The organism is Staphylococcus sp. HMSC057A08 (assembly GCF_001812925.1).
Taxonomy (GTDB): Bacteria; Bacillota; Bacilli; order Staphylococcales; family Staphylococcaceae; genus Staphylococcus; species Staphylococcus hominis.
In genome coordinates this window covers 311435-326559 of record NZ_KV810857.1, presented here as the reverse complement: position 1 = coordinate 326559, position 15125 = coordinate 311435, and the positions used below count along the sequence as shown (strand labels likewise).

The 15125-nt window shown below is 30.9% G+C and carries 12 protein-coding genes; 10 read left to right on the top strand and 2 right to left on the bottom strand.

Going from position 1 to position 15125, the window contains the following annotated elements:
• The first annotated feature begins 26 nt into the window (after positions 1-26).
• From qoxA to rihC, 5 genes are all read left to right on the top strand, one after another.
• Positions 27-1139, top strand: coding sequence for a cytochrome aa3 quinol oxidase subunit II (qoxA, locus tag HMPREF2881_RS08815; RefSeq protein WP_002455508.1), 1113 nt, complete (start codon positions 27-29; stop codon positions 1137-1139).
• Positions 1139-3127 (top strand): cytochrome aa3 quinol oxidase subunit I, encoded by a 1989-nt coding sequence (gene qoxB, locus HMPREF2881_RS08810; RefSeq protein ID WP_002488372.1) that lies wholly within the window; start codon positions 1139-1141, stop codon positions 3125-3127. The genes qoxA and qoxB overlap by 1 nt, the downstream gene beginning before the upstream one ends.
• Positions 3117-3722 (top strand): cytochrome aa3 quinol oxidase subunit III, encoded by a 606-nt coding sequence (qoxC, locus tag HMPREF2881_RS08805; protein ID WP_002448120.1) that lies wholly within the window; start codon positions 3117-3119, stop codon positions 3720-3722. The genes qoxB and qoxC overlap by 11 nt, the downstream gene beginning before the upstream one ends.
• Positions 3719-4009, top strand: coding sequence for a cytochrome aa3 quinol oxidase subunit IV (gene qoxD, locus HMPREF2881_RS08800; RefSeq protein ID WP_002448242.1), 291 nt, complete (start codon positions 3719-3721; stop codon positions 4007-4009). Before qoxC ends, qoxD begins: the two co-directional genes overlap by 4 nt.
• A gap of 136 nt (positions 4010-4145) precedes the next feature.
• Positions 4146-5048, top strand: coding sequence for a ribonucleoside hydrolase RihC (gene rihC / locus HMPREF2881_RS08795; RefSeq protein WP_002455510.1), 903 nt, complete (start codon positions 4146-4148; stop codon positions 5046-5048).
• 39 nt (positions 5049-5087) lie between these two features.
• On the opposite strand, the gene HMPREF2881_RS08790 is transcribed toward rihC, so the two are convergent.
• Positions 5088-6257, bottom strand: a complete 1170-nt coding sequence (locus HMPREF2881_RS08790; protein ID WP_002448056.1) for a serine hydrolase domain-containing protein — start codon at positions 6255-6257, stop codon at positions 5088-5090.
• A gap of 359 nt (positions 6258-6616) precedes the next feature.
• Between HMPREF2881_RS08790 and HMPREF2881_RS08785 the strand changes: the two genes are divergently transcribed.
• The 4 genes from HMPREF2881_RS08785 (at position 6617) to HMPREF2881_RS08770 (ending at position 13066) form a co-directional block, all read left to right on the top strand.
• Positions 6617-7855, top strand: a complete 1239-nt coding sequence (locus HMPREF2881_RS08785; protein WP_002448084.1) for an LCP family protein — start codon at positions 6617-6619, stop codon at positions 7853-7855.
• 19 nt (positions 7856-7874) lie between these two features.
• Positions 7875-8345 carry a DUF2538 family protein gene (locus HMPREF2881_RS08780; protein WP_002448219.1) on the top strand — a complete coding sequence of 157 codons (471 nt, stop codon included), beginning with the start codon at positions 7875-7877 and terminating at the stop codon, positions 8343-8345.
• A gap of 107 nt (positions 8346-8452) precedes the next feature.
• Positions 8453-8872, top strand: a complete 420-nt coding sequence (locus HMPREF2881_RS08775) for a GNAT family N-acetyltransferase (RefSeq protein ID WP_002488376.1) — start codon at positions 8453-8455, stop codon at positions 8870-8872.
• A 150-nt stretch (positions 8873-9022) separates the two neighbouring features.
• Positions 9023-13066, top strand: coding sequence for a glucosaminidase domain-containing protein (locus HMPREF2881_RS08770; protein ID WP_002488347.1), 4044 nt, complete (start codon positions 9023-9025; stop codon positions 13064-13066).
• Positions 13067-13242: 176 nt separating this feature from the next.
• Here the strand turns inward: HMPREF2881_RS08770 and HMPREF2881_RS08765 are convergent, their stop codons facing one another.
• On the bottom strand, positions 13243-13662 hold the full coding sequence (locus HMPREF2881_RS08765) for a MarR family transcriptional regulator (protein WP_002448073.1): 420 nt from the start codon (positions 13660-13662) through the stop codon (positions 13243-13245).
• 268 nt (positions 13663-13930) lie between these two features.
• Here HMPREF2881_RS08765 and HMPREF2881_RS08760 point away from each other — a divergent pair, with 268 nt between their 5' ends.
• Positions 13931-15106: an aminotransferase class I/II-fold pyridoxal phosphate-dependent enzyme gene (locus HMPREF2881_RS08760; RefSeq protein ID WP_002488364.1), complete on the top strand. Its 1176-nt coding sequence runs from the start codon at positions 13931-13933 to the stop codon at positions 15104-15106.
• Positions 15107-15125: the final 19 nt, after the last annotated feature.

Here is a 15125-nt window from a genome sequence, read left to right as displayed (position 1 = left end):
ATTTGTAGTATTAGGAGGTCAAAAAAGTGTCAAAATTTAAGTCGTTGCTTCTTATGTTTGGCACACTAATTTTACTTAGTGGTTGTTCAAACTTAGAAGTGTTTAATGCAAAAGGGCCAGTAGCAAGTAGTCAGAAGTTCTTGATTATTTACTCAATCATCTTCATGCTTGTTATTGTTGCTGTTGTACTTACTATGTTCGCTGTTTTTATTTTCAAGTATAGTTACAATAAAAATGACGAATCTGGTAAGATGCACCACAATTCTTTAATTGAAACAATTTGGTTTGTGGTACCAATCTTAATCGTAATTGCTTTAGCTATTCCAACAGTTAAAACATTATACGATTACGAGAAACCACCTGAAAGTAAAGAAGACCCACTAGTTGTCTATGCAGTTAGTGCCGGATATAAATGGTTCTTTGCTTATCCAGAACAAAAGGTTGAAACAGTGAATACATTAACTATTCCTAAAAACCGTCCAGTTGTATTTAAATTACAATCTATGGATACAATGACTAGTTTCTGGATTCCTCAATTAGGTGGTCAAAAATATGCCATGACTGGCATGACAATGAATTGGACTTTAAAAGCCGATCAAACTGGTACATTCAGAGGACGTAACTCTAACTTTAATGGTGAAGGTTTCTCTCGCCAAACATTTAAAGTTCACTCTGTAGACCAAAAAGATTTCGATGCTTGGGTTAAAGATGCTAAAAGTAAAAAAACTATTAGCCAAGATGAGTTTGATAAACAACTCTTACCAAGTACTCCAAATAAAGAATTAACATTTAATGGTACTCACATGGCATTCGTCGATCCTGCAGCTGATCCAGAGTATATCTTCTATGCATATAAACGTTACAACTATACTCAAAAAGATCCTAACTTCGTTGCTGAAAAAGATCTTTATAAAGATGTAACAGATAAACCTCAAAAACCAGCTCGTAAGGTAACAGTTACTAATGTCAACTATCCTCGTCATGGTATGAAGCCAATGATTTTAGGCAACAATGACCCTTACGATAGTGAGTTTAAAGATGAAGAAACTCACAACGCTAAGGAAATGGAAAAAATCAATAAAGGAGCTAAAGACGAGAATGCGTCTAAAGCAGATAATGATCATGGAGGTGAACATTAATGAATTTTCCATGGGATCAATTACTCGTTAAAGGTAACTGGATGATTACAATGGCACAAATCGGCGCGCCATTCCTAATTATTGGTTTAATTGCGGTAATTACTTATTTCAAGTTATGGAAATATCTATACAAAGAATGGTTCACATCCGTAGACCATAAAAAAATCGGTTTAATGTACTTAATTAGTGCAGTATTAATGTTCGTTCGTGGTGGTATTGATGCGTTATTACTTCGTACTCAATTAGCTATTCCTGATAATACTTTCTTGGAATCAAATCACTATAATGAAATTTTTAGTACGCACGGCGTTATTATGATTATCTTTATGGCTATGCCATTCATTTTTGGATTATGGAATGTTGTTGTTCCATTACAAATTGGGGCTCGTGATGTGGCATTCCCTGTAATGAACAACATCAGTTTCTGGTTATTCTTTGTTGGTATGATTTTATTTAACCTATCATTTATCGTAGGTGGATCACCAGCAGCTGGTTGGACAAACTATGCTCCACTAGCAGGAGAATTTAGTCCTGGTCCAGGAGTTAACTACTACTTAGTAGCAATTCAAATTTCAGGTATCGGTACTTTAATGACAGGTATTAACTTCTTTGTAACAATACTTAGATGTAAAACGCCTACTATGAAATTTATGCAAATGCCTATGTTTACTGTAACTACTTTTATTACGACATTAATCATAATTTTAGCATTCCCAGTATTCACAGTTGTTCTTGCTTTAATGACAGCTGATAGAGTATTCGGAACTCATTTCTTTACAGTAGCAGATGGCGGTATGCCAATGTTATGGGCAAACTTCTTCTGGGTATGGGGGCACCCTGAAGTTTATATTGTTATCTTGCCTGCATTTGGTATTTATTCAGAAATTATTCCAACATTTGCTCGTAAACGTTTATTCGGTCACCAAAGTATGGTGTGGGCAACTGCTGGTATCGCGTTCTTAAGTTTCTTAGTTTGGGTTCACCATTTCTTCACAATGGGTAATGGTGCTTTAATTAACTCATTCTTCTCAATCTCAACGATGTTAATCGGTGTACCTACCGGAGTTAAATTATTTAACTGGTTATTAACATTATATAAAGGACGTATTACTTTTGAATCACCAATGTTATTCTCATTAGCCTTTATCCCTAACTTCTTATTAGGTGGGGTTACTGGTGTAATGTTAGCAATGGCATCAGCTGACTATCAATATCACAACACTTATTTCTTAATAGCTCATTTCCACTATACATTGGTTACCGGTGTAGTATTTGCCTGCCTAGCTGGTTTAATCTTCTGGTATCCTAAGATGATGGGTTATAAATTAAATGAAAAATTAAATAAATGGGCATTCTGGTTATTCATGATTGGATTTAATGTATGTTTCTTACCACAATTCATTCTTGGATTAGACGGTATGCCACGTCGTTTATACACTTATATGCCATCTGATGGTTGGTGGTTATTAAACTTCATTTCAACTATCGGTGCATTAATGATGGCAGTCGGCTTCCTATTCTTAGTAGTAAGCATTATCTACAGCCACATTAAATCTCCACGTGAAGCAACTGGAGATAACTGGGATGGTTTAGGTCGTACTTTAGAGTGGTCAACAGCTTCAGCTATTCCACCTAAATACAACTTCGCAATCACTCCAGATTGGAATGACTATGATACATTTGTTGATATGAAAGAACATGGTCGTCATTTCTTAGACAACCATAACTACAAAGACATTCATATGCCTAATAACACGCATACTGGTGTATTTATGGGTATATTCATGTTAGTTGGTGGTTTCTTCTTAATCTTCCAATCTATCATTCCATTCCTAATTTGTGTAGCTGGTATCTTCGGAACTATGATTTATCAAAGTTTTGTACAAGATCACGGTTATCATATTCCAGCTTCTGAAGTTGCTGAAAACGAAGCACGTTTAAGAGAAGCACGTATTAAAGAAAGGGAGGCTGTAGGTCATGAGTCATGATACAAACACTATTGATTCACGTACGCATGAAGGTCAATTGAATAAGCTTGGCTTCTGGATTTTCCTTACAGCCGAATTTGCATTATTCGGTACCCTATTTGCAACGTTATTAACGTTGCAACATGGGGGCAGTTACGGTGGTAAAATGACAACTGAATTGTTTGAATTACCACTTGTCCTAATTATGACATTTGCCTTATTAATCAGTTCTTATACTTGTGGTATTGCAATTTACTACTTACGTAAAGAAGAAAAAGGCAAAATGATGTTTTGGATGATTTTAACAGTAATCCTTGGCTTAATATTTGTCGGATTCGAAATTTATGAATTTGCACATTATGCTTCTGAAGGTGTAACACCTAAAGTTGGCTCTTATTGGTCAAGTTTCTTCATCTTATTAGGTACACATGGTGCCCATGTTTCGTTAGGTATCGTTTGGATTATTTGTTTATTAATCCAAGTTGCAACACGTGGATTAAATAAATTTAATGCTCCAAAATTATTTATAGTAAGTTTATACTGGCACTTCTTAGATGTTGTATGGATCTTCATCTTTACTGCCGTATATATGATAGGGATGGTGTATAGCGGATGAATACAATCGTAAAACATACAGTTGGCTTTATTGCTTCAATCGTTTTAACGTTATTAGCAGTTTTTGTAACTCTATACACAAACATGACATTCCATGCTAAAACAACAATTATCTTTGGTTTTGCTTTCATTCAAGCTGCATTACAATTATTAATGTTCATGCACTTAACTGAAGGTAAAGATGGACGTTTACAATCTGCCAAAGTTATCTTTGCGATTATTATTACTTTAATCACAGTTATTGGTACTTATTGGGTTATGCAAGGTGGCCATTCTAGTCACTTATAATTCAATTTCTACCTTACTTAAACAAAAAGCCTGTACGAGTTTTTTAACTTGTACAGGCTTTTTGTTTTGTTTATATTAATGACTTCTTTGTGTATGATAGATATAAGAAAAAGTAAAAATCTTTGGAGGGGTATTCATGTCATTACCTATTATTATTGATACTGATCCAGGTATAGATGATGCAGCAGCAATCGCTCTTGCATTATCTCATACAAAGTTTGATGTCAAAATGATTTCTACTGTAAATGGAAATGTAGGTGTTGAGAAAACCACAGCGAATGCTTTAAAATTAAAGTCCTTTTTCAATAGTGAGGTCCCTATACATAGAGGAGCTTCTCAACCATTAATAAGTGAAATACAAGATGCTAGTCATATTCATGGAGAAAGTGGTATGGATGGCTATCAATTCCCTACAATTTCTACTTCAGATTTAGCATCTTCTCATGCTGTAGAAGCTATGAATGAGATATTAAGTCATTCTAATGAACCTATTACTCTTGTAACTTTAGGCCCTTTAACAAATATAGCTCTACTTTTTAATACGTATCCTGAATGCAAAAACTATGTTAAAGAAATTATTATAATGGGGGGTAGTACTGGAAGAGGTAATGTTACTCCCCTAGCTGAATTTAATATTTATTGTGATCCTGAAGCAGCCCATATCGTTTTTAATGCTGGTTTACCTTTAACGATGATTGGATTAGATTTAGCGCGCCAATCATTATTTACTCATTCTTATTTAGACACTCTTAAAGATGAAAACAAAACGACACAAATGTTGTATCATATTTTCCAACACTATCGTGGTGAAGATTTTAAAGAAGGAATAAAATTATATGATGCATTTACGATTCTTTATTTACTTGATCCTAAGAGTTACGAAATTAAAGAAGCAGATGTGCAAATTGAATTACAAGGGGCACTGACTCGTGGTGCTACTGTAGTTGATTTTGAATCTTCCTATCCTAATTGTTCCGTAGTCGTATCAAGCATAAATGAACATTATAAAACAATATTTTTAAATACTTTAAAAAATTAAAGGTCGAAACAATTAATGTTCCGACCTTTAATTTTACTCTTATTGATAATAAGAGTGTTGATTTAGTATTTTATGATAAATATATGAGATTCGCTTTTCATTTGTTACTTTAGAATTATCACCTATATTTGAAGCAAGTACGATGACATAATGTTGATTGAAATAGACAGTAAATATTTGTCCATAGAACACACCATTAATTCTGTTATATTGCGGTGTAACATAAAATCCATATCGATAAGATTCAGGATATGCTGTTGTTCCTAATTGCTGAGTCAGTGGTATTGACACTGATTCACTAAAAATATTATTATTTTTAAAATTATTTACTAAATGAGCCATATCATATGTTGTCATATATAAGTTACCCGCTCCATAATATTGATCTAATATATTTGGTTTCATAGCAGTTAATTTACCGTCAATCATTTTATATCCAGTAGCCATATGTTTTTTATATGGTTTTTCATTAAAGAAAGCACTATGTTGTAAACTAAATGGTTGTGCTAAATCATCATAATAATTTGCAGCATAGGATTTATGTGTAACTACTTCTATTACTTGAGCAAGCACTAAGTAATTAGCATCATTATATAAGTGTTTATGATAAAATTTTTCATCAATTCCCCTTGCTTGTATTGCATGTACTGCACCATCAAGACTTTTAGTTTTAGGAGAAGCTTCAAATTTATATAGTCCACTTCTATGTAACATTAGATCTTTTAAAGTTATATTTTTTGTCGTTTTAAACCAAGGTAAATATTTAGTGAGAGGATCATTTATATTCACTTTATTTTCATTTTCTAATTTTTTTAGAATTAATCCAGTTGTAAATTTCTGTGCGGAACCAATTAAATACATTGTATTTGGTGAGTTTTTAGTTTTATGCTGAAAATTTTGATAACCGTATCCTTTATTCAACTTTAATTTACCATTTTCAAGAACTGTAACTGCCCCATTAAAATGAATTGCTTTTAAATATTCATCAATATTTTTGATATGTGGTTCTTCGACTTCAATTGTCTTTAAATGTGGCACTTTCGATACATGATAATCTCTTTTTTGTAAATACGTTTTATTATCATTTACTTTGTTATATTCTGTATCTTTATGATTTGTTTTATATACTTTCATTAAGAATATGATGAATAATGTTACTAAGATGATTAAAACTATGGTTAATGTTATTATTTCTATTCTTTTTTTCATTTGCTGCCTCATTACAATTTAATAAAAATAATTAACTCTACGCTATTTTATTAAATTATTATTCTTTCAATAAATTATATTATATATTATTTTCACTAAAATATCATCTTTAATATATCTTACTCCGACTATTTTTTCCATCATTCTTTAGCCCGATAAAGTAAGTTTTCAAGCCTGCTTCATTGTAAATAAAAGTTTTTAAACATTATCTTTTTATATTAAAATTAAGTTGTAATTTTAGCCAATTAGTAATACAATTTATGGCTATGGGAGTAATAATTATTATTCTTTTATATTAAAATGGTATGATTAAATTATTAACTTATTTTTTTAATAAATACGTATAGGAGCACATAATTATGAATCGTTTTTTAAAATATTTTATGATGCTATTAACATTATTACTTATTGTTGTTCCTGTCATTTTTATTGTCAATTTATATCATCATTCTGAGAATGCTTTGCAATCTTCATATAATAAATCTGATGCAAAACGTCATTCTACTTTAAGAAATAGCAAAATGAATCCTTCTAAAAACGCTATCTCAATATTATTTCTTGGGATAGACGATAATGAAGGTAGACGTAAAAATGGTCAAACAACTGAACATTCAAGAACTGATTCAATGATTTTAGCAACACTTAATCCCAATAAACAGCAAATCCGTTTATTAAGTATTCCTCGTGATACAATCAGTTATATTCCTAAAGTAGGTTATTACGATAAAATCACACACGCACATGCCTATGGAGGTCCTATTGCTGCTATGGATACTGTTGAAGCCACACTTAATATCCCTGTCGACTATTATGTTCGAATTAATATGGATGCCTTTGTTCAAGCGGTAGATAAATTAGGTGGTATTTATTACGATGTACCTTATGATTTAGATGAACCTAACACAGATGATACTGGAAGAATCAAGGTTAAAAAAGGGTATCACAAATTAAATGGTGATGAAGCTTTGGCTGTAGCACGCACGCGTCATCACGATTCAGATTTAAAACGTGGCGAGAGACAAATGGATTTAATCAAAATTTTATTTCAGAAAGCAAAAAATTTAGATTCATATGACAGACTAGATGAACTCGTTCAAATAGTAGGTAAAAATGCTAAACATAACCTAACAACAGAAGAAATTAAATCTATAGCTTCAATTTATTTATCTGATAATATAGACTTTAAAAAGTCTCAACTTAAAGGTGACAATGATTATTTAAATGGTATCTACTATTATAACCCTAGCATTAAGAGTATATTAAAATATTCAAATTTATTGCGTTCTGATTTAGGACTATCTAAAATAACAGATAAGAATGATTTATTGGATGAAAGAGTCATTAATTATTATGGCAATCTAGTACCGTTAACACCTATTGATTCGTTTCTTTTAGAAAATAATCAAAAAGATACCACAACAGATGAAAACTCTATTCAGAGTAATGGTACTAACCCTTCTACGCAATCACAATCAGAACAAAATCCATCTGATAGTACTATGGATCAACAAAATCAAATGAGTAATCAAGTCAATAGCAACAATTCAGACAACTCAAACGACTTCAACAATCAAAATGAAATAAATCAATTATATTAATTTGAGAGGAGTACGTAGAATGTCACGCAAAACATATGAAAAAATTGCTAATATTAACGGCATGTTTAACGTATTAGAACAACAAATTATTCATAGTCAAGACATGGCTTTATTCAGAAGTGAATTCTTTTATGTTAATCATGAACATCGTGAAAACTATGAGGCACTATTAGTATACTATGGTGAGAATTCAGTGAATCCAATTGTAAATGGCGCTTGTTACATTGTTGCTTTACCTGAAATTTTTAATAAAGTAGATGTATTTGAATCTGATTTACCCTTTTCTTGGGTATATGATGAAAATGGAATTACGGAAACAATGCAAAGCATTAGTATTCCTTTGCAATATTTAATTGCAGCCGCTTTAGAGGTTACAGACGTTAATCTTTTTAGGCCTTCAGGTTTCACTATGGGGATGAATAACTGGAACATCGCACAATTAAGGATCTTTTGGCAATATTGCGCAATTGTTCGCCAAGAAGCATTATAATTTATTACTCCTTTTTACTTTTTAGTAAAAGGAGTTTTTCTTTTTCTATATCTAAATAATATAAAATGATTGAATTTATTTAATTTAAGAAAGTAGGTAAATGCCACATGTTTAAAGAAGTAATTAATCAATCTATGCTTTCTGATTGTTTTGAAATTAGAAAGTCAGTTTTTGTAGAAGAGCAAGGGGTTCCATTAGAAAGCGAATTAGATATATTTGAAAATACTTCTACTCATATTATTGGATATTACAACAATCATCCATTTGCTTGTGCACGATTTCGTCCATATGAAGATGGTATAAAAGTAGAACGTGTAGCAATTTTAAAACCTTATCGCAATAAAGGGTTCGGTAAAACATTAATGAACACGATTGAAAGTATTGGAAAACAAAAACATCATCATAAACTTATTTTAAACGCACAACTACAAGCTAAACCATTCTATGAAAAACTAGGTTATATTAGTATTGGTCTTCCTTTTCAAGAAGAAAATATTGCTCATATTAAAATGTATAAAATAATTTAAATGATATTTTTCGATACTTGAATTTCAATGACAACAGCTAGATATTTATAAGAACAAAATTAAATTTAGTTTACAAATGAGTAAAAAATAATTACTCTTACTTTTCTTGACGTTATAATAAAAAAGTAAATTAAAAAAGGAGCAACTATTATGTCGAAAAAATTTAGCTTTAAATTCCCATCAATGATCGCCCTTACTTTATTTGGTGCAGCATTTACTACACATCATGCTGAAGCCTCTGAAAACAAACAAAACGCTGCTAATAATGTAATCGATGATCAACAAAATATTGAAAATGCCAATGTAGCTAAACATCAAGTCAGTAATGCAGCACAAAATATTTCTGGAGTGCAAACTTACCAAGACCCTACATTAGTAAAATCAAATACTACTAATAATACATATAATACATACACATATGATGCAAAATTAGATAACTTAAATCAATCAGCGTCATCTCAAAATAACTCAACGCGTTCTAATACTAATGATACAGTTAAAAACAGTGATACAATATCAAATTATCAATCTGATAATACAAAACATAATAATAATGAAGTAGCTACTACCTCTACTACTTCAACTGATTCAACTAAATTAGTTACATCAGAAGATTCTAATCATAAATTAAATTCAAATCGTATAACTACTGAAACACCATCAACTCATAATGAAAGCGCTCAAGTTTCAAATACACATAAGTTAAATACAGATGAGCCTAAAACAACATTAAATAACGTAGAAAATCAAAACAATAGCATATCAAAAGCGCAATTAAGCACTACTGTCGTTAATAATAAACAACAAAAAGTAGAAGATAATGCTACAACGACAAATAATGACAATAATAAAGCATCATTATCTTCTACTACAGAAAGTGACAGTACGTCTAAAAATTTATCAAATACATCAGATAACACTACAGTTAACAATGAAGATACTACGCTTAAAAAGAATAATACTCAAACTTCACCAATGCATAATACTTTAAAAGTACGTGCATACAGTACAGCTTTAAATAACACTCATGTTAATAATAAAGCTACAACTTCAACTCAATCAAATGATGCATCTGTCTCTGACTCTACATCATCAGTTCATAAAGGTATTGGTGGAAAAGGTGGTCCAGCTACAGTAAGTACATATTCAACTACGTCTTCACTACCAAAATATGTACCGCAAGTTAAATCTTCAATTAATAATTATATTCGCACAAATAATTTGAAAGCTCCTTCGATTGAAGAACATTATACATCTTACTTCCCTAAATATGGATATCGAAATGGAGTAGGAAAACCTGAAGGCATCGTCGTGCATGATACTGCAAATGACAATTCAACGATTGAAGGCGAAATTAATTATATGAGAAATAATTATACAAATGCGTTTGTACATGCATTTGTAGATGGAAACCGTATTATTGAAACTGCTCCTACTGATTATTTATCTTGGGGAGCTGGACCATATGGGAATAATCGTTTTATTAATGTTGAAATAGTTCATACACATGATTATGCTTCATTTGCACGTTCAATGAATAACTATGCAGATTACGCTGCTACACAATTACAATATTATGGATTAAAACCAGATAGTGCTGAATATGATGCTAAAGGAACAGTATGGACTCATTATGCTATTAGTCGTTATCTTGGAGGTACAGATCACGCTGATCCACATGCCTACTTGAGTAATCATAATTATAGTTATGATGAATTATATGATTTAATTAACGAAAAATATTTAATTAAAATGGGCAAAGTTGCACCATGGGGTACAACATCTACAAATAATTCAACTCCTACTACTAAACCAAGTATAAATAATAAAAAATTAACAGTAACATCTAATAATGGCTTAGCTCAAATTAAATCAGATAATAGCGGTCTTTATACTACTGTATATGATTCTAAGGGGAAAACGACGAATCAGGTTCATAATACTTTAGCAGTTACAAAATCTGCACAGCTTGATAAAGACAAATATTACCTAGTATCCGATTATAATAGTGGAAAATTATATGGATGGGTTAAACAAAATGAAACGATTTATAATACTATTACTCCTAAAGCGAAAGTAAATAAATCTTATACTATTAAACCTGGAACGACACTATACACTGTTCCATGGGGTAATTATAATCAAATTGCTGGAACAGTATCTAAATCAAATCAATCTCCATTTAAAGCGAGTGCATCACAACAAGTAGGTAAATCAACATATGTATATGGTTCAGTAAATGGTTTAACTGGTTGGGTAAGTAAATATTATTTAAATGATGTTCAAAACAAAGCGGATACAACTAATATACTTAATGTTTCTCAATTAAATAACACTTTAGGACAAGTAGCTAAAAAAAATAATGGTGCTTACACAACAGTATATGACTCATCTGGAAAAATAAATCCTTCTATTAACGGTAATACTTATCGTGTAACTAAAAAAGCGACATTAAATAACAAAAACTTTTATTTGATTTCTGACTTTAATGGTAATCAATCACACGGTTGGATTCCTTCATCAGAAATTAATATTCAAACTACAACACCTATAAATGATGGTATTAAAAAATACAATATCAAAGGGAATAGTAATATATATGAAACACCTTGGGGCAGTTCGTCTCAAATTAAAGCAACAGTTCCTTCAAAGGGAGATGTTCTAAAATCGATAGACGCTTTAAAAGTAGGCTCAAATACGTATCTTCACGGTGTTATTAATAATGTTTGGGGCTGGATTTTATCAGACGATGTTCAAACTGTAAAAACGAGTCAAAAAACAAGTAGTATTCAAACTGTTTCAAAAATTGCTCAAGTAAATTCAACCAATGATGGTATACGTTCAAGTATTTACGATGCAAGTGGTAAGCATGCAAAACAATATGCTAACAAAACATATGTTGTAACTAAAGAAAAAAAATTAGATGATCATACATATGTTTTATTATCTAGTACTTCTGGAAATACTCCATTAGGTTGGTATAATGTTAAAGACTTAAATATTAAAAATTTAGATGAAGAACAAAAAGTGAAAGGTACTTATACTGTCAACCAAAATAATAATGGCTTATATACGATTGCTTGGGGCACTAATCAACAACGATTAGATAAAAACAACATTGCTAATCAAACTTTCAAGGCTTCTAAATCGACAATTGTTGATGGTAAAACGTATTTATACGGTACAGTTAATAATCAAACAGGTTGGATTGCATTAAAAGATTTAACAAACGCTTCATCTTTCGATACAGCAGAAGACTATAACGATGATTTAGTTATAACTAATGGTAATAGTTTTTACTATGACGACCCTACTTCAGCTAAAGCGTACTCACTCAAGCCATTTAATGAACAAATTTTTCAAATTACAAAACGAAAAGTAGTAAATGGTATCACTTGGTATTATGGTAAATTAAGTAATGGTAAATCAGTATGGATTAAGAAAAGCGATTTACAACAACAATTAGTTAAACTATCTAAAAACTATAGAACACTTGATGAGGTCACTAAAATTCAACACAATGTTTACGGTGCACCACCACAAGTTCAACGTAATAATAGCGGTTGGTCAAATGCAACGTATAGTGAAATTAAAAATGCGATGAACGCGAAAACACTTGCAAAAAATCCAGCTTTAAAATATCAATTTTTACGTTTAGATCGTCCACAATTATTATCTGTAGATCGTTTAAATCGACTACTTAAAGGTAAGGGAATGTTAGAAAACCAAGGTCAAGCATTTGCTAATGCTGCAAAATTGACAGGTGTTAATGAAATTTACTTAATTGCTCATGCCTTACTTGAAACGGGTAATGGCCAATCTAAACTTGCTAAAGGTGCAAATTTGGTTAATAATCAAGTCGTTTCTAATTCCCCTATTAAATATTATAATGTATATGGTATTGGAGCTTATGATTATGCACCACTTGTAAATGGAATTAATTACGCAAAACAATCTGGCTGGAATAGTATTTCTAAAGCTATTATTGATGGAGCTAAATTTATTGCTCAAGATTATATTAAATCTGGTCAAAATACACTTTATAAAATGCGTTGGAACCCTGATCAACCTGGTACACATCAATATGCTACTGATATTAATTGGGCAAATTTGAATGCTAAAAGTTTAAAATACTTATATGATCAAATTAATTCAGTTGGTAAATATTTTGAAATACCAGTATTTAATCAATAATAATACTTGGGAGTTAGACTGAATTCAGTTTCAATTCAGTTATCGCCTGCCCATATGTAAAAGAATCTGAGACACTTATTTCTGTCTCAGATTCTTTTTTGCTCTAAATTTTATATTTAATACAAACACCCATCTTATTGTGCTATGTTATAAAGAACAATAAGATGGGTGCTATGTTAGATATAAAGATGACGACTATTAAGTTTATTTAAAAGATGATTCAAATTATTGATTTCCTCTTCTGTTAAACATTGACATCTCGCTTCGATTAATTCACATCTTGCTATATTGATTTGTTTAATTAAATCTCTAGCTTCAGTTGTTAAACATAAATCCTTACAACGTAAATCTTCATGTGACTGTTGACTTGTAATATAACCTTTATGAACTAATTTCTTTATCCAACGAGATACAATGGATTGCTCTCTACTAATTTTCATTGTTAAATCATATTGTGATAATCGATCATAGTTATAAAGAATTCTTAATAATTCCAGTTGGTCATTTGTTATATCAGTCCGTTGGCCAAAGCGTCTATTTACTAAATTAAGATCATTATTTGTTAGGGTAATAAGTTTTTCTAGTTGATTATACATAGCTGTTCTACTCCACTCTAGTAATTGTTTATATTATAAAGTTAATTTTATAATTAGACAATACTATTCAATAAATTGACTAAATTCATTTTAATAATATGGTATTATCTATTCATTATACACGATTTCTAATTTTTCTATTTAAATTAAGAGAAAGTGAGATTTTATTAATTAAATATTATAAATAAAAATATGATATGATAATTATATTCTATTTCAAAGTAATGAAGTCATAATACTTTGAATGATTATATTTAGAGGTGTAAATATGAAATTAACTTTAAATTCAAATTCTAAGTTTTTAAGAGCGCCAAGTATCCGACAGTTTTCAAGTCGAATAAAAAATATTGACGACTGCGTTAATTTAACTATTGGCCAACCTGATTTTCCAATGCCTGATGTGGTTAAGCAAGTATATATTAATGCAATAAGCGAAGATAAAACAAGTTATTCACATAACAAAGGCCTTACTGAAACGCGTCAAGCGATTAGTCAATATTTTAAACGTAGATATGGATTTCTTTATAGCGAAGAAGAAATTATTGTTACAAACGGTGCAAGTGAAGCGTTAGATACATCGCTAAGAAGTATAATCGAACCTGGAGATGAAATTTTAATCCCTGGTCCTATTTATGCTGGATATATCCCATTAGTTGAAACTTTAGGTGGTAAACCTATTTATATTGATACCACACATTCTGACTTTAAGGTAACACCTGAGCTAATTGAAGCTTACTTTACTGATCAAACTAAAGCAATTTTATTAAATTATCCTACTAATCCAACTGGTGTTATATTAGAGCGCTCAGAAGTTGAAGCCCTTGTACATTATTTAAAAACTAAAGAAATATTTATTATCAGTGATGAAATCTACGCTGAAAATACGTTTACAGGAACACATACTTCTTTTGCAGAATATGAAGAGATACGTGATCAACTATTACTCATTGGTGGCTTAAGTAAATCGCATTCAGCTACAGGCATCCGTATCGGTTTTTTAATCGGTCCTGAATATTTAATTGAAAAATTAACTTTCATGCATGCATATAACTGTATTTGTGCTAATGTTCCTGCTCAAATTGCTTGTATCACTGCATTAAATGAGGGCTTAGAAGCACCAAAATATATGAACGAAGCTTATATTGAACGACGTGATTATTTAAAAGCTAAATTGTTATCGCTAGGATTCGAACTTGAAGCTCAACCTGAAGGTGCATTTTATATTTTCCCAAGTATTAAACGATTTACTAATAATGATTTTGACTTTTGTGTCAATGTACTGGAAGAGGCACATGTTGCGATGGTACCAGGATCTTCTTTTACAGATATAGGAAAAGGCTATATTCGTATTTCTTATGCTTATGAAATGAACGTCTTAAAAGAAGGTATGCGCCGTTTAGAATTATATTTAAAAGAACACTATCCTAATGTGTTAGATAATTAAAAAAACGCAAGATTGACTA